Here is a 15286-nt window from a genome sequence, read left to right as displayed (position 1 = left end):
CCAGAGGGAGAGGGGACATCCACGGACCCTCGGACCATGTCCAGGGTCTTCGTGGTCTATTCCCCGCCCGCTCCCGTGAGTCCTGGCGCGTCCGGAGTGGGAGCGTCCGCGGGGGGCGGGGACTTGCTGGGATCGAAGCGGGCCTCGCACTCGCGGATGCGCTCGTCCGTCAGCGGCGTCTTCCGCGTGCCCGTTCGGAGCTGCCGGCGCTTGATCTGCACGTTGGGCTCGAAGCACTCGAGGTAGCCAGCGGGCGGCGTCCGGTCGTGGGCCATGATGCGCTCCTTCAGCTTCTGCTCCTTCACCGGCGTGCGTGCCACCACCCGATCGTTGAGGCCGTGGTAGTCGATGACGATCACGTCCGGCAGCACCCAACCCGGGACGCCCACCGAGCGGGTCACCAACATGGGCCGCTCCGGCAGCGCGAGCTTCTGGCCCTCCTCGCGCGTGGGGTACTCCTGGCTCCAGTGCTCGAAGAAGACCTTGTGCTCCTGGTGCCGCATCCCCACGAAGTGGGAGATGAGCCAGTCCTGCTGGGTGTCGAACAACGCCACCAGCGGACGCACCGGCGCCGGGAAGGCCTCCGCGATGGGTTGGCGGAGGCGGTACGTCTGCTTGCGCGTCGTGAGCTCCCGCGTCTTCGCGTAGTGCACCCATTGCACCGGCAGGCTCAGCAGCAGGAACGTCCCCATCAGCGCGAGCGCGCCGGTACGCCCCACGCGCAGCCACCCGAGGAAGGCGACGAAGGCCACCATCAGCGGCAGCACCAGGTGCGCGTAGACGCGGTACTCGAAGTGATCTCCGCCGATGTTCAGCGTGTAGTAGGCGAAGTGGGCGAGGAGCACCCCCACCACCGCCACATGCCCCGGCTGCCGCCACAACCGCTCCGCCACCTCGCGCCACCCCATGCCCCTCAGCAGCCGGACGGCGGCGACGAGCCCCACCACCAGCCACACCCACAGCCCGTACTCGATGAGGAAGCACAGCGCGTAGCGCAGGCCGCTCTCCGGCCAGGACTGCACGTGTTTGGCGTAGTACGTGTTGGGGAGCCACTCTCCGTAGTACAGCCGCCGCCAGACGATGTGCAGGGGCACGGCCAGCAACGGCAGGGCCGTGAGGACCCACCTCCCACGCGGTGGCGCCTGCACGAGCTTCATCAGGACGAGCACCCCACTGGCGGCCACCAGCAGCATCCCATCCGGCCGGGTGAGCGCCGAGAGCGCCGCGGCCGTGCACGCCACCGCGACCGCCCTGGGGCTGTGCTCCCGGTCCTGCTCCAGCATGGCCACGCACCACAGCGTGGTGCAGAAGATGAAGAGCGCCGTCTCCAGCCCGGAGCTCATCCACGCGAGGAAGGTGCGATTGGAGAGGACTCCGGCCAGCACCGCCACGGCGAGCGCGAAGCGGTAGCGCGTCAGCTCCGGCGGCAGCGCCATGCGCCACACCCAGAAGAAGCCGAGCGCCAGCGTGCCGTAGCTGAAGATGAGCGACACCCCGTTGGCCGCGTCCGGTGGCTCCACGCCGAACACCCGCCACACGCCCTCCAGCAACACCATCCACAGGAAGTTGGAGTAGCCCTCCACCGGCTGGAAGGGCGGCGGATTCCACGTGTGTCCGTACCCGCGGAGGCTGTTGCTGATGTAGCGGAAGGTGATGAACGCGTCGTCGGTGAGGAACCAGAACTCGCGCCAGCCCACATAGGCCGCCACGGCGAGCAGGAGCAGGACTCCCCAGCGCAGGGGACCGGTTGCACGCGAGGTGGGGTGCATGGATGGAGAGGAGGCCATCGGGAGCCGGCGACCTTATCACCCCCGGCTCCAGGCCGATGGGCTTCGTCGGCCAGCGAGTAGCCGGGCTCGCGCGCCCATGCGCCTTGCTTCCGCCCGCACGGCCGCTCTTTGCTAGGCTCGCGCGCGATGAGACTCCTGGCCCCCCTGCTCCTCGTCTCCCTGCTGCTGTCGTTGGATGCCCATGCCTACGTGGACCCCGGCACCGGCAGCGTGCTGCTGCAAATCCTGCTCGGCGGCTTCGCGGGTCTGGCCCTCTTCGGCAAGCTCTTCTGGCGCCGCGTCACCGAGCTGTTCGGCCGCAAGCCCCTGCCTCCTCCGGCCGCCGCTCCGGCTCCCTCCGACTCGCGTGACGTGAAGAACGACCGGTGAGGATGGGCGGTTCCCCTACCGCAGGTGCGCGAGCTCGAAGCCCCGCTCGCGCAGGTGCGAGAGGAACCGTTGCCGGAGGTCCTCGGCCTTGGGGAGCGACTCCTCCGCGCACGGCGCCGTGTGCCCGGACACCCGGCCCGTCTGCAACTCCCCGGTCTTGAGCTGAAGGGTCCACCACCGGTCGCAGACGATCGCGGAGACGGTGGTCATGCCATAGAGCGGTGGCCCCGCGTTGCGCAGCCGGGAGATGTATTCCCAGTCCGCGTTGGCGAGTATCGCCTTGACCTCGCCCGTGCCGAGGATGGGCTCGGTGGGAGGGCGTCGCGCCGAGAGCAGCGAGCGGCCCTCCATCCATCCCGGGATGGGCAGCCCCACGGTTTCGAGCACCGTGGGCGCCACGTCCAGGAGCTGGGCGTTCTCCTTCACCACCCCGTGGTGCCGTCCGCCGGGGAAGTGGATCATCAACGGCACCCGGTCGAGCGTGTTCCACTCGTGGTTGTGGTCCGAGCTGAGGACCACCATCGTGTTCTCCAGCAGCCCGCGCTCCTCGAGCCGGGTGATGAAGCGCTCGAGGAGGCGATCCGCGTCGAGAATGGCGTCATCCAGCTGGTTCTCCCGCGAACGGGTGGTGCGCGCGAAGACCGGGTTGGCGCTCGGCGGGTAGCTACAGCAGTGCGTGCCCATCAGGTGGATGTGCATGAAGAAGGGCCGCTGGGCCTTCTCGGCCGCGGAGAGCGCTCCCTGGATGCGATCCTCGTCCGTGTCCCAGCCGGCGATGCGCGTGGGCAACTGCACGAGCTTGAAGTGATTCACCATCGGCTGGATGCCGAGCACGTAGAGCACGCGCTCGGTGAGGCGCTCCGCGATGCGCTCGGCCACGTAGCGCTCCTGCATGAGGGTCCGCCAGGGCCCCGTGGGCACCTCCACGGAGACGTGCCGGCCGTTGGCGTGCTCGAAGCCTCCCAGCATGTTCAGATCGGGCCCATCCGCGTAGTAGCGGACGGTGAACTGGTGCGTCTCGTAGCCGGCGCGCCGCAGCAGCCCGGGCAGGTGCAGGAACGACGCCTCGCCGGAGAGGATGTGCGGCGGGAAGATGACCTTCGTGCTCGTGGGGAAGCGCGAGGTGAGCATCGACGTGGTCGAGCCCGTGGTCCGCCCGGCGTTGGGAAAGGCGTTCTCGAAGAAGAGGGTGCGCTCCTTGAAGCGCTCCAGGAAGGGCGTGTTCGGACGCTCGTAGCCGTAGGCGGACATCCGCCGCGCCTCCAGCCCGTCCGTGGCGACGAAGATGACGTTGGGGGACCCGGCCGCGGCCCTGGCGATGGCGGCTTCCTGGGGCTCCGTCCCGCTCCCACCCGCGAGCCGGAGGGCCAGCACACCGAGCGAAAGGGTGATGAGCCCGCCGGCCGTCGCGAGCCGCCAGCGCCACCCACCCGAGGCCAGCACCTCCTGGCGCGCGAGGGCGACCTTCCTCACCAGGACGACGAAGAGCACGGCCAGCAGCAGCACGTACAGGAACAGCAGGGACTTCGGGACGCTCACCACGCCGAAGCCGAAGAGGGTGTAGGTGAAGTTGTCGATGAGCAGGAAGGACAGGCCCGTCAGCACCAGGGCCGGGACGGCGGAGGCGACGGCCAGCGTGCGCGCCCTGGAGCCCTCGGGAAGGCGCGCGAGCAGGGCTTCGGCTCCGAGCAGTGGCAGGAGCGCGGCGAGCGCCGGGAGCACCAGCACCAGGGGAATGCACGCGAGGGCACTGGCCCACACCGTGTATGGCAACGAGACCATGAAGCCCTGTTGGGTGACGAGGAAGAGCCACTCCAGCAGGACGAACCCGTAACAGGCCGAGACGACCTGCCACACCGCGACAGCCGCACCGCGCACCATCTCCTCCTCTTCGTTCAGCCGGGGATCGCGGCGCGAGCCTAGCAAAGTCGCACGCCCGCTTGTCCTCCGGATGGAGCATCAGGGCCCGCTGGCCGGCCTCGACGGCAGGCGGGCAGGTTGGACGAGCGGTGTCCGGCAAAGCACGAAGCCCCCGGGAGGCATGCCTCCCAGGGGCCCGTTCAGCTCATCCTCGCTTCAGCGAACCCAGGCTCAGTACGTGCCCTTGAGCGACACGCTCGAGAAGGTGCTGTAGGCGCGGACCATCACGTACATGCGGGTGGCCGCCGTCTTCGCGCCGATGCTGCACGTCTCGGCGTTGCCGGACAGGTACGGGCGGCAGTCGTACACGGACGTGGTCGGCGTGGCGCCCGCCTTCACGTACAGGTCCGCGTCACCCGAGCCGCCGCTGAGGACGAACGAGGACGCCTTGCTGGCCGGAACGTCCAGGTAGTAGTACAGCGCGTTGCCCGTGGAGGCGGACAGGCCCGTCTTCGCCACGCCGTTGGTCAGCGGGCTGGACGTCGGGGGCGGCGTCACCACGCCCACGCCCACCGCGGTCCACGTCGCCGTCACCGCGGCGAGCTCGGCGGAACCCGCACCGTAGAGGGCCGTGGCGGCCTGCTCCGTGTACGTCTTCGCCTGGGCGTAGTTGGTGGAGGCCGTCATGTAGTCCGTGTTGGCCTTGTAGAAGATGGCGCCCGCCTTCTGCACGCCGATCGCCGGGACGACCGTGGTGCTCTTGCCGCGCGGGTGCGTGCCGCCCTTGGAGAGCAGCGTGAAGGCCAGGTTGGCGATGCCCGAGCTGTAGTGCACGTCCACGCTGCCCGCGCTGCTCGTCCAGTAGTCGAGCGAGGCGCCGTCCTTGGCGGGGTCGTACATGTAGCGGAGCGCGTCGTTCGGGGTGGCCGGGGTCCAGATGTCGTCGCCCACCATGAACACCGCGTTGGTGGTGGCCCAGGTGCCCGAGGCGTAGCTCTCGCAGTAGGCGCCGAAGATGTCGCTCATCGCCTCGTTGAGGCCGCCGGACTCACCCGAGTAGGTGAGGTTGGACTCGTACTCGGTCACCGCGTGGGTGAGCTCGTGCGTGGTCACGTCCGCGGACAGGCCGAGCATCGTCGAGTTCACGCCGTCACCGTCGCCGTACACCATCTGGGTGCCGTCCCAGTAGGCGTTCACGTAGTTGCGGCTGTAGTGCACGGTGCTGATGAGCGTGGCGCCCGCGTTGTTGAGCGAGTCGCGGTTGAAGTTGTTCTTGTAGCAGTTGTACGTGCCACCCAGCTTGTCGTAGTTCACGTCGACGTGGGTGTCGCCCGTGGCCGCGCCGCCCTCGGAGCGCTTGAGGGTACCCGGGGTGGAGGTGCCGTTGTTGGCGCTGTACACCTTGCGGTTGAGCGCGGTGTGGACCTTCGAGTTGCGCTGCACCAGCGAGCCATCCCTGGCGCTCACGTAGACGAGATCGCGGATGGGCAGGTCCGCGCCCTCGCCCGTCACCAGCACCTCGTAGGACAGCTTCAGCTTGCCGTCCTGGGTGGAGCGCACGTACACCAGACGCGCGTCACCGGAGGCCAGGTGGCGGCCGATGGTGCCGTCGAGCGCGGCGATCCGGGCGGCCTCGGGGGAGATGGTCGCCTTGGCGGGGACGAGCTCACCGTCGCGCGCGGAGCCGTTGACGGCGGTGATGGTGCCGTTGGCGTCCACGTGGAGGACGAGCTCCTCGTTCACCACCGGCAGGCCGTTCTTCATCTGGCCATAGCGGATGTGGGTGACGCCCTGCTCGTCCACGCGGGTGCGCCTGGCGACGAGATCGCTGGCCTGCAGGCGGAACGCGGCGGCGATGCCGGGCAGCGCCTGGCTCACGCGGCTGTGCATGTCACCGGTGAGGCTCGCGCTGGCCGAGCCCAGGTTGCCGCTGAGCATGTAGGGGAAGTTGTTCTCGTCCGCGCCCACCACCCTGGCGGACGGCAGCGCGGCGAGCGCCGCCTGGACATCGCCGAGCGAGTCGGCGGCCTCGTCGAACTTCTGGGCACCCTCGGGAAGCTGGGTGTTGTCGACCTCGCACGCGGCGAGGGGAAGGGCGAGCAGCGCAACAGCAAGGAAACGCGTACGCAAGGGGGCACTCCTTCGAGTCTGCGACGAGATGTCGCCGGACGCGGAGTCCCTAGAGCAGGGATCGGGCCAACTCATGAACCCGATGGAATCCCTGTGAGCCCGCCCAGCCCTCGAGACCCGGGTGGAGCATGAATGTCACAGCCCGTGCGGCCCCGAACGTAGTCTGGCTTTACATCCGCTCCGTGCAACCGGTTGATCTCCGGCGGATTCGACCCGCGACGGGCCGCGGCCCTTTTTGCCCCATCCCCTCGGGTGCATGGATGAATTGCCCCGAGGGTTCTCGCTTGGCGTTGCAAGTGTTTGGGCCGAAAACATGGGTTACCGGATGAATCGCGAAAGCGGCTTCAGCCACACGACGGCGGCCGCCGCTCCGGCGTCGGGAACACCGAGGGCGCGATCGCCGAGATAGCTGGCCCGTCCCAGGCGCGGCTTCATCCGCGTGGTGGCCTCCGCGCCGCGCTCCGCCGCCTGGACACAGGCCTCCCAGGCCCCGGCGGGCGGCCGGCCTTCCTTCAGTGCCCGCGCGAAGGTGTCCGCGGCCGGATGCAGGGCGTCGAGCATCGTGCGGTCTCCAGGACGGGCACCCCCGAGCTCCGCCACGGCCTCGACACCGGCCCGGAAGGCCTCGGCCCAGGCCAGCGCGTCCGGACGCTCGTGCGTCAGGTGACGGGCGGCGCGCAGCAACGCGGTGGCGTAGAAGGGCCCCGAGCTCCCGCCGATGCTGCGGCGCAGGGCCTCGCCCATCGCCGTCAGCGCCCGGGCGGGGCTCGACCAGGAGGACGCGGGCAGGGCGCGCAGGGCCGCCGCGCCTCGTGCCAGGCTGATGCCGAGATCACCATCTCCCGCGGCGCTGTCGAGCTCGGTCAGGCGCGGCTCGGCCGCGTCGAGCGCATCGGCGATGGCCAGCACCGCCTCCTTGAACCGAGCCATTCCCGGCTGCTCCGCGTTGGAAGACACGGGGGAGGGCGGCACGGGCGCCACGGGACGGATGCGGCGGAGTGGGGCGAGCCTGCCGCTTCCCGGCCAGGCCGGTGCGGTGGTGGCCGCGTCCAGCCGGCGCAGCCGCTCGTCGTCCACCTTCAATACGGTCAGCGAGCAGCCCGGCATCTCCAGGGCGGTCAGGAACGAGCCGCACCAGGCCCGCTCCACGACGATGCCTTGTTCGCGCAGCACGGCCAGGGCCCGGCGGGCGACGATCGCCAGCTCCATGGGCGGAGTCCCGCCCAGTCCATTGATCAGCAGGGCCACGCGCTCACCCGCGACGATGCGCCGATCCTCGAGAATGGTGGCCAGCAGGGTGTCCACCAATGCGTCGGCCGGCTGCATCGGCACGCGCCGCACGCCCTGTTCACCATGGATGCCCAGCCCGAGCTCCATCTCGTCCTCGCCGAGCGTGAAGCCAGGCCGGCCCGCGGCGGGCACGGTACAGGGGCCCAGTGCGACGCCCATGGTGCCGAGCGCGGCGGCGGTGGCGGCGGCTTCCCGTGCGACCTCCGCGAGCGGGGCGCCCGAGGCCGCGGCGGCACCCGCCACCTTGTGCACCAGCACGGTGCCGGCGATGCCCCGGCGGCGCTCGGGCTCGACGGTGTCGTGCAGGGAGACGTCGTCGGCGACGATGACGACCTCCGTGGGGATGCCCTCGGCGCGCGCCAGCTCGGCGGCGAGGCCGAAGTTCAGCCGGTCCCCGGTGTAGTTCTTCACGATCAGGAGCGCGCCCGCCGGACCCGCCACCGCGCGGATCGCCGCCAGGACGGCGTCGGTGCTGGGCGAGGTGAACACGTCACCCGCGACCGCCGCGTGCAGCATGCCGGTGCCCACATAGCCGGCATGCGCCGGTTCGTGCCCGCTGCCACCGCCGGAGAGCACCGCGACCTCGCGTTGCCGGGGCTCGGCGGGAAGGCCGGCACGGACCACCACGGACTCGCCCTCCAGCAGCGCCTGCTCCGGAGACAGCGAGACCAGACCCTCGAGCATCTCCCCCACGACGGAGCGCGGGGCATTGACGAGTTTCTTCATCCGCGCACGGTGGCCGCACGAGCCTGGATCCGTCAAGTTCGAGACCGCTACACTGGCCTCCATGCAGAGCAAAGCCACCACCGTCGACCAATACCTCGCCTCGCTTCCGGAGGACCGCCGCGCGGCGATCTCCGCCGTACGCGACGTCATCCTCGAGAACCTCGACAAGGACTACGAGGAGGGCATCCAGTACGGGATGATCGGCTACTACGTCCCGCACAAGGTGTTCCCCTCGGGCTACCACGTGGATCCGAAGCAGCCGCTGCCCTTCGCCGCGCTGGCCTCGCAGAAGAACCACATGGCCGTCTACCTGATGGGCGTCTACGGATCGCCGCAGCACGAGAAGTGGTTCCGCGAGGCGTGGGCGAAGACGGGCAAGAAGCTCGACATGGGCAAGTCGTGCGTGCGCTTCAAGAAGCTCCAGGACGTCGCGCTCGATGTGCTCGGCGAGGTCATCCGCCGGGCGCCCGCCAAGGCGTACATCCAGCAGTACGAGTCCGTGCTCCAGTCGACGGAGAAGAAGAAGGCGCCCGCCGCCGCGAAGGGCAAGCCCGCTGCCAAGAGCAAGCCGGCCGCGAAGAAGACGGTGGCCAGCAAGGCAGCGGCCAAGAAGACGGCGGCGAAAAAGACGGCGGCCAAGAAGCCCGCGGTGAAGAAGACGGCGGCGAAGAAGCGCGCCTGAGCAGAGGACGGGGCACCTTCCGCGGTGTCTCTCGCACTTCGAGAGGCGTGGACGGCCTTCTCAACACTCGCCACACGACAACCCCGAGCAAGTCGCTCGCCGACGTGCTAGGAATGCTCCCGGTGCTCCGCGTCTTCTTCCTGCTCAGCCTGTTGCTGTGTACCCCGGCCGGCAGTGGCCTGTTGTCGGCTGCCAGCTCGGGTGACGTGTGCATGCAGAGCTGCCCGGATGATGACGAGCATGGGCAGTGTGCCCCGGATTGCACCGACTGCGTCTGCTGCTCCCACGTGCGCCTGGTGGTCGTGGCCCCCGTCCCCTCCATGGTACCCCGGGCTCCGAGGCCTCCTCCGGTCGCCGGGTACGAAGAGGACGAGCCCGCTTCGGCCGATGTGGGGGACATCCTGCACGTCCCAATAGTCCTCCTCGCGTAGGCACCTGTTCGTCCATTGCCTCGAGCGTCATCGGGAGGGGTGTGCCCCGGCTGTCCGGGGGAGCACCTCGCTCCTGGCGCCCGTCCACCTTCGCGAGGTCTCTCGTGTTCCACCGTCTGGCGGTGGCGGCCTTCGGGCTCGTCACCGTGTTGCTCTGGCCGCGCCCCGGTGCGGCCCAGCCCTCTGAGCTCACCCTGGAAGAGGCCCTGTCCCTGGCCCGCCAGCGTGCCCCGGCCTTGCTGGAGGCCGCGGGCCGCGTGGCCGAAGCGAGGGGGCCCGTGGCTGGCACCTCTCCGCTGTTGCACAACAACCCCACGCTGTCGCTCGAAGCGGGCCCGCGCACCCTGGCCACCGGTGAGCAGGCCCCGAATGTCGTCGTGGGGCTCTCCCAACCCGTCGAGCTGGGTGGCAAGCGGGGTTCCCGCCTCGAGGCGGCCCGCGCCGGGCTCGCCCGGGAGACGGCCCTCCAGCGGGACACGGAGCGCCGGGTGCTCGGGGAGGTGGCGGCCACCTTCCTGCGGGCGCTGCATGCCCGGGAGCGGCTCCGTCTGGCGCGAGCCGCGGAAGAGGCCGCCCGGGACTTCGCCCGGTCCACCCAGCGGCGATTCGAGGCCGGGGACGTGCCCGTGGTGGACGTCAACGTGGCGCGGGTGGCCCTGGCGCGGGCCCGGGCCGAGGTGGCGAGCGCCGAGGGGGCGGAGGCGGCCCAGCTCGGGGCGCTTCGTGAATGGCTCGGCCTGCCGGTGGATGCGCAGCTCTCGCCGCGAGGTGACTTGAGTGCCCTGGCCGCCGGGCCCGTGGAGCTTCCGCCCTCGCTGCCCGAGCGCCCGGATGTCACCGCCCTGACGGCGGAACTGGAGGAGGCCCGGGCGGATCAGCGCCTGGGCGAGGGCTCCGAGTGGCCCGATCTCAACGTGGGGGTCCGCTACGAGAACGAGGGCGATGAGCGTGCCCTCGTCGGAACCCTGGGCGTCACGTTGCCACTCTTCGCCCGGGGGCAGTCCGCCCGGGTGTCGGGCGAGGCCCGGGTGCGGCGTCTCCAGGTGGCGCTGGAGGCCACACGCCGGGCCCAGGCCGTCCAGGTGCAGGCCGCCCTCGTCCAGTACCGCAAGGATCGCGAGGCGGTGGAGCTGCTCGAGGGCGAGGCCCTCCCGTTGCTCGCGGACAACGAGCTGCTGGCGCGCAAATCCTACGAGGCCGGGGAGATGGGCCTCGCCGCGTTCCTCCTCGTGCGCCGGGACGTGCTCGACGCGCGCGCGGAGTACCTCGCCCGGCTCCTGCAGGCCGCGCTTTCCCGGGTCCAACTCACCGTGCAGTCCGGAGCCCTTCGATGAAGCCCTACCATTTCCTCATGGCCTTCCTCCTCGGGCTCTCCGCCTGCAAGCGGGAGGCGCCTCCTCATGAAGAGGAGCATGCCCACGAGCAGGAAACCGGGAATCATGCCCACGGAGAGGACGAGGACGAGACCGTCGTCCACATCGATCCGGAGATGCTGCGAGACCTGCGCGTCACCACGGCCCCGGTGCAGCAGCGCCCCGGTGGAGAAGGGGTGACGGTGCTCGGTGAGCTGGGCGTGAACGAGGACGCCTACGCCGAGGTGGCTTCACCCATTCCGGCGCGGGTGCTCGCCCTCCGGGCCACGCCGGGCCAGCAGGTGAAGAAGGGCCAGCCGCTGGTGGAGTTGCAGAGCCCCGAGCTGGGCAAGGCCCGCGCGGCCCTCCAGTCCGCGCAGGCCCGTGCCAATGCCGCCCGGCAGGCGGCGGAGCGCAAGCGGACCCTGGGGGCCGAGCGCATCGTGGCCCAGAAGGACGTGCAGGCCGCCGACGCCGAAGCGGCCACGGCCGAGGCCGAGCTGGCGGCGGCACGCTCGGAGCTCCAGGCGCTCGGAGTGGACGCGCAGGAGGCGGCGGGTGCGCGAGGGACCGCGGGCTTCACGCTGCGCTCGCCGGTGGACGGCACGGTCATCGAGCGCCACGCGGTGATGGGGCAGATGGCCGATCCATCCCAGAGCCTCTTCCACGTGGGGGACCTGTCGCGCTTGTGGCTCACCGTCCATGCCTTCGAGCGGGACGCGGTGCGCATCCAATCCGGAGCCCCGGCGCGCATCACCTTCGCCGCGATTCCCGGCAAGGACTTCACCGCGAAGGTGGGCTTCGTGGGCCAGCGGGTGGATCCGGCCTCGCGCACCATCCCCGTGCGGTTGGAGTTGGACAACCCGGACGGCGTGCTGAGGCCGGGCATGTCCGCCTCGGCCTTCATTCCGCTGGGCGAGAAAGGAGCCACCGTCACCACCGTACCGGCGGCGGCCCTCCAGCGGCTGGAGAATGGCTGGTACGCCTTCCTTCCCAGGGGAGAGGGCGCCTTCGAGCGGCGGCAGGTGGGGCGTGGCCGCACGCTCGCGGGAGACGTGGAGGTGCTCTCGGGTCTCGCGCCCGGCGAGCAGGTGGTGGTGGACGGGGCCTTCCTCCTCCGGGCCGAGGTGGAGAAGTCCCGGGGCGGGGGCGAGCACCATGAGCACTGAGCGGAGCCGGGCATGATCGCGCGCATTCTCGAGGCGTCCTTCTCGCGTCCTGGCCTCACGGTGGTGCTGGCCCTGGCGCTCTCCGCGTTCGGCGTGGTGGCCTTCCAGGGCCTGCGCCGGGATGTCTTCCCGGACCTGTCCGCGCCCATCTTCAACGTGATCGTTCAGAACCCGGCCATGGGGGCGGAGGAGCTCGAGACGGCGGTGGCCATTCCCATGGAGGTGGCGCTCGCGGGCCTGCCGGACGTGCGCCGCATCCGCTCCACCTCGCAACTGGGCGTCACCCAGGTGACGGTGGAGTTCGAGCCGGACGCGGACTACTACCGCAGCCGCCAGTTCGTCGCCGAGCGCGTGGCGGCGGCCACCAGCGAGCTGCCCCCCGGGACGGATGCACCACTCATCTCCAGCCTCACCGGGCGGCTCAACGAGGTGTTCGAGTTCACCCTGGAAGCGGAGCCGGGGACGGTGGACCTGATGGCGCTGCGCGACCTGGCCGAGTTCGAGGTGAAGAACCGGCTGCTCGCCGTACCCGGGGTGGCGGGCGTGGAGCGGCTGGGCGGCTACCTGCGTCAGTTCCAGGTGCAGCTCGACGCGGAGCAGATGGTGGGCCGGGGCATCTCCCTGGACGAGGTGTCCCACGCCCTGGAGGGGGCCAACCTCAACGCCTCGGGAGGCTTCGTGGTGCAGGGGCCGCTGGAGTGGACGGTGCGGGCGGTGGGACGGGCCGAGACGCTGGAGGACTTGCGCGGCACGGTGGTGGCGCTGCGGGGGGGAACGCCGGTGCTGCTCGGGGACGTGGCCGACGTGCGGGAGGCGCCGGCCATCCGCCGAGGCATGGCCCACCGGCTCGAGGGCGAGGTGGTGAGCTGCCGCATCAGCAAGCAGTTCGGCGCGGACACGATGAAGGTGGCGGAGGGGGTGCGCCGGGCCATTACCGATCTGCGGGCGAGCCTCCCGCCGGGAGTCAGCCTGCGCGTCGTGTATGACCAGTCGGAGCTGGTGTCCTCGTCGCTGGGCGGGGTCAGCCGGGCCATCCTCATCGGTGCCTTCCTGGTGGTGCTCGTCCTCTTCGGGCTGCTGGGGGACATTCGCGCCGCGGCCATCGTCACGCTCACGCTGCCGCTCTCGCTCGCGCTGGCGGGCCTGCTGCTGAAGGTGGCCGGTGTGGGCATCAACACCATGACGCTCGGCGGACTGGCGATCGCCGTGGGCCTGCTGGTGGACGCGGCCATCATCGTCACCGAGAACATCATCCACCGGCTCCGGGCCGGGAGCGACAAGGCAGCCCGGAAGGCCCAGGCACTGAAGGCGGCGCGCGAGGTGGGCCGGCCCATCACCTTCGCGACCCTGATCGTCGTCTCCGTCTTCATTCCACTCTTCGCCATGTCGGGCATCGAGGGGCGCATGTACCAGCCGCTCGCGGCGGCGGTGGTGGCGTGTCTCGCCGCTTCGTTGCTGCTCGCCCTGACACTGGTGCCGGTGGCCTCGGCGCTCTTCCTGCGGCCCCACGAGGAGGGACAGTCGGAAGACGTGGGGCTCATCCGCCGGGTGAAGGCCGTGTATGCCCCGCTGCTCGACGCCTGCATGCGGAGGGCGGGCCTCGTGCGCGTGGTGGCACTGGCCATCACGGTGCCGGCCCTGGGGCTCGCCTTCGCGGTGGGCAGCGACTTCATGCCCAAGCTGGATGAGGGCGCGCTGCTCCTCCAGACGATGCTGCCGCCCGAGGCGTCGCTGGAAGAGGTGGATCGGCTCAACCACCGCGTGGAGGACGTGCTGCGCCAGTTCCCCGAGGTGGAGGACGTGGTGCGCCGCACGGGACGGGCCGAGCGGACCGAGGATCCCATGCCGCACACCGTCTCGGATGTGCTGGTGGTGTTGAAGAAGGAGAGGGGACGGAGCCCGGAAGTCCTGGAGGCGGAGATGCGCCGGGCGGTGGCCAAGGTGCCGGGCGTGTCCGTGCTCTTCACCACGCCCCTGGGCATGCGCATCGACGAGGGCCTGGGCGGCAGCCCCGCGGACATCTCGGTGCGCATCTTCGGCCCGGATCTGGAGCGGCTCGCGGATCTCGGGGAGCGGGCGCGTGCCGTCATGGCGCGGGTGAAGGGAGTGGAGGATCTGCGGGTGGAGAAGCTCAGTGGGCTGCCACAGTTGCGCATCGACGTGAACCGCGCCGCGGTGGCCCGGGTGGGGCTCACGCCGGGCGACGTCATCCGGGCGGTGCGGGTGGGGCTGGTGGGTGAGGAGGAGTCCCAGGTGTGGCAGGGCCAGCGCCGGTTCGATCTCGTGTTGCGCCTGGCGGATCACCACCGGGGGGACATCAACGCCATCCGGGAGCTGCTGGTGGACGGACATGATGGCTCGCGGATTCCGCTCAACCAGCTGGCCACGATCGAGGAGACGACGGGGGCGGGGAGCGTGCGCCGCGAGGCGGGGAGCCGGCGCATCGCGGTGGAGGCGAGCGTGGTGGGGCGCGACCTGGGGAGCACGGCGGCGGAGATCCGCGAGCGGCTGGCGGCCGAGCTGAAGTTGCCCACGGGTTACTTCCTGGACGTGGGAGGCCGGGTGGAGAGCCAGGAGCGGGCGCAGCAGTCCCTCCTGGTGGCCATCGCGGTGGCGCTGCTCGCCGTCTTCTTGTTGCTGTACCTGGCGCTGGGCTCATTGGCCGAGGCGCTCGTCATCCTCGCCACGCTGCCGGACGCCTTCGTGGGAGGCATCCTCGCGCTGCTGCTGGCCGGGGAGACGTGGAACGTGTCGAGCCTGGTGGGCCTCATCGGCCTGTTCGGCATCGCGGTGCAGAATGGCCTGGTGCTGGTGGCACAGACGAAGGGGCTCATGGCGGAAGGCAAGCCCTTCGCCGAGGCCGTGCGCGAGGCCAGCATCGGCCGCGTACGGCCGAAGTTGATGACGGCGGGAACGGCCATCCTCGGATTGCTGCCCCTGCTGGTGCTTCCGCTCCATGGGACGGAGATCGAGCGTCCGCTGGCGGTGGTCATGGTGGGAGGCCTGCTGACCTCGACGCTCTTCACACTGCTGGCGCTGCCCACCTTCTATGCGCTCGTCCATGGAGTCCAGGAGCGCGTGGGCCAACGCATCGCGGCCCGGAGGGCTCCGTCAGCGTGAGACGGACAGGCCACTCAGGCCGCCGAGGTGGTGGCGGCGGCGGGGAGCTTGATTTGGAACTCCCCGCTGGCCAGGGTGCGGATGTTGGCGGCCACGTCCTTGCTCTCCGTCTCGAGGATGGGCCAGGTGATCAACTTCTCGTTGGCGAGTATCCGCTCGGCGGAGCGGTGCAGCGTGGAGACGGAGATGTGGTAGGGGGCGCGCCGCTTGATTCGATCGGGAGGAGCGGCGCTCAGGTCGTCGCGGGCGAGGCAGAGGGAGCCTGCGCGGAGGCTTCGCGCAACGCCTTCCACATGGGCGGCAGCAGTTCCTCGAGCCGGCGCTGTGGCCAGCCCCCAGCGAGCTTCTCCAGCACGTCGGTCAGGTA

Annotated in this window: 12 protein-coding genes; 6 read left to right on the top strand and 6 right to left on the bottom strand. The window is 70.5% G+C overall.

The features are described from left to right. Nucleotides 1-56 precede the first annotated feature (56 nt). On the bottom strand, nucleotides 57-1769 hold the full coding sequence (locus Q664_RS05915) for a hypothetical protein (protein WP_160174347.1): 1713 nt from the start codon (nucleotides 1767-1769) through the stop codon (nucleotides 57-59). Between the two features lie 147 nt (nucleotides 1770-1916). Here Q664_RS05915 and Q664_RS05910 point away from each other — a divergent pair, with 147 nt between their 5' ends. After that, nucleotides 1917-2159: a hypothetical protein gene (locus tag Q664_RS05910; protein ID WP_043390773.1), complete on the top strand. Its 243-nt coding sequence runs from the start codon at nucleotides 1917-1919 to the stop codon at nucleotides 2157-2159. A 15-nt stretch (nucleotides 2160-2174) separates the two neighbouring features. Here the strand turns inward: Q664_RS05910 and Q664_RS05905 are convergent, their stop codons facing one another. The 3 genes from Q664_RS05905 to dhaL all read right to left on the bottom strand — a co-directional run bounded on the left by Q664_RS05905 (nucleotide 2175) and on the right by dhaL (nucleotide 8165). Beyond that, nucleotides 2175-4040, bottom strand: a complete 1866-nt coding sequence (locus Q664_RS05905) for a sulfatase-like hydrolase/transferase (protein WP_043390771.1) — start codon at nucleotides 4038-4040, stop codon at nucleotides 2175-2177. A 210-nt stretch (nucleotides 4041-4250) separates the two neighbouring features. Further along, entirely contained in the window at nucleotides 4251-6149 is a 1899-nt protein-coding gene (locus Q664_RS05900) for a M4 family metallopeptidase (RefSeq protein ID WP_043390769.1), read from the bottom strand. A gap of 318 nt (nucleotides 6150-6467) precedes the next feature. Then, nucleotides 6468-8165, bottom strand: coding sequence for a dihydroxyacetone kinase subunit DhaL (gene dhaL, locus Q664_RS05895; protein WP_043390767.1), 1698 nt, complete (start codon nucleotides 8163-8165; stop codon nucleotides 6468-6470). 61 nt (nucleotides 8166-8226) lie between these two features. Between dhaL and Q664_RS05890 the strand changes: the two genes are divergently transcribed. From Q664_RS05890 to Q664_RS05870, 5 genes are all read left to right on the top strand, one after another. Further along, complete coding sequence (locus tag Q664_RS05890) at nucleotides 8227-8847, top strand: DUF1801 domain-containing protein (protein ID WP_084609548.1); 621 nt, start codon at nucleotides 8227-8229, stop codon at nucleotides 8845-8847. Nucleotides 8848-8960: 113 nt separating this feature from the next. Further along, nucleotides 8961-9278 (top strand): hypothetical protein, encoded by a 318-nt coding sequence (locus tag Q664_RS05885; RefSeq protein WP_235216576.1) that lies wholly within the window; start codon nucleotides 8961-8963, stop codon nucleotides 9276-9278. A gap of 104 nt (nucleotides 9279-9382) precedes the next feature. Further along, nucleotides 9383-10612 (top strand): TolC family protein, encoded by a 1230-nt coding sequence (locus Q664_RS05880; protein WP_043390765.1) that lies wholly within the window; start codon nucleotides 9383-9385, stop codon nucleotides 10610-10612. Further along, nucleotides 10609-11799, top strand: coding sequence for an efflux RND transporter periplasmic adaptor subunit (locus Q664_RS05875; RefSeq protein WP_043390763.1), 1191 nt, complete (start codon nucleotides 10609-10611; stop codon nucleotides 11797-11799). The genes Q664_RS05880 and Q664_RS05875 overlap by 4 nt, the downstream gene beginning before the upstream one ends. A 12-nt stretch (nucleotides 11800-11811) precedes the next feature. Then, the gene (locus Q664_RS05870) at nucleotides 11812-14919 is read left to right on the top strand and encodes an efflux RND transporter permease subunit (protein ID WP_043390761.1); all 3108 of its coding nucleotides are present in this window, start codon (nucleotides 11812-11814) and stop codon (nucleotides 14917-14919) included. 14 nt (nucleotides 14920-14933) lie between these two features. Here Q664_RS05870 and Q664_RS05865 read toward each other — a convergent pair whose 3' ends face one another. Continuing rightward, nucleotides 14934-15212, bottom strand: a complete 279-nt coding sequence (locus tag Q664_RS05865; RefSeq protein WP_043390759.1) for a hypothetical protein — start codon at nucleotides 15210-15212, stop codon at nucleotides 14934-14936. Then, on the bottom strand, nucleotides 15152-15283 hold the full coding sequence (locus Q664_RS62880; RefSeq protein ID WP_369406325.1) for a hypothetical protein: 132 nt from the start codon (nucleotides 15281-15283) through the stop codon (nucleotides 15152-15154). The genes Q664_RS05865 and Q664_RS62880 overlap by 61 nt, the downstream gene beginning before the upstream one ends. Nucleotides 15284-15286 lie beyond the last annotated feature (3 nt).

Origin of the sequence: Archangium violaceum Cb vi76 (assembly GCF_000733295.1) — a bacterium.
GTDB classification, from domain to species: domain Bacteria; phylum Myxococcota; class Myxococcia; order Myxococcales; family Myxococcaceae; genus Archangium; species Archangium violaceum.
This window is presented reverse-complemented; position numbering and strand designations above follow the sequence as displayed.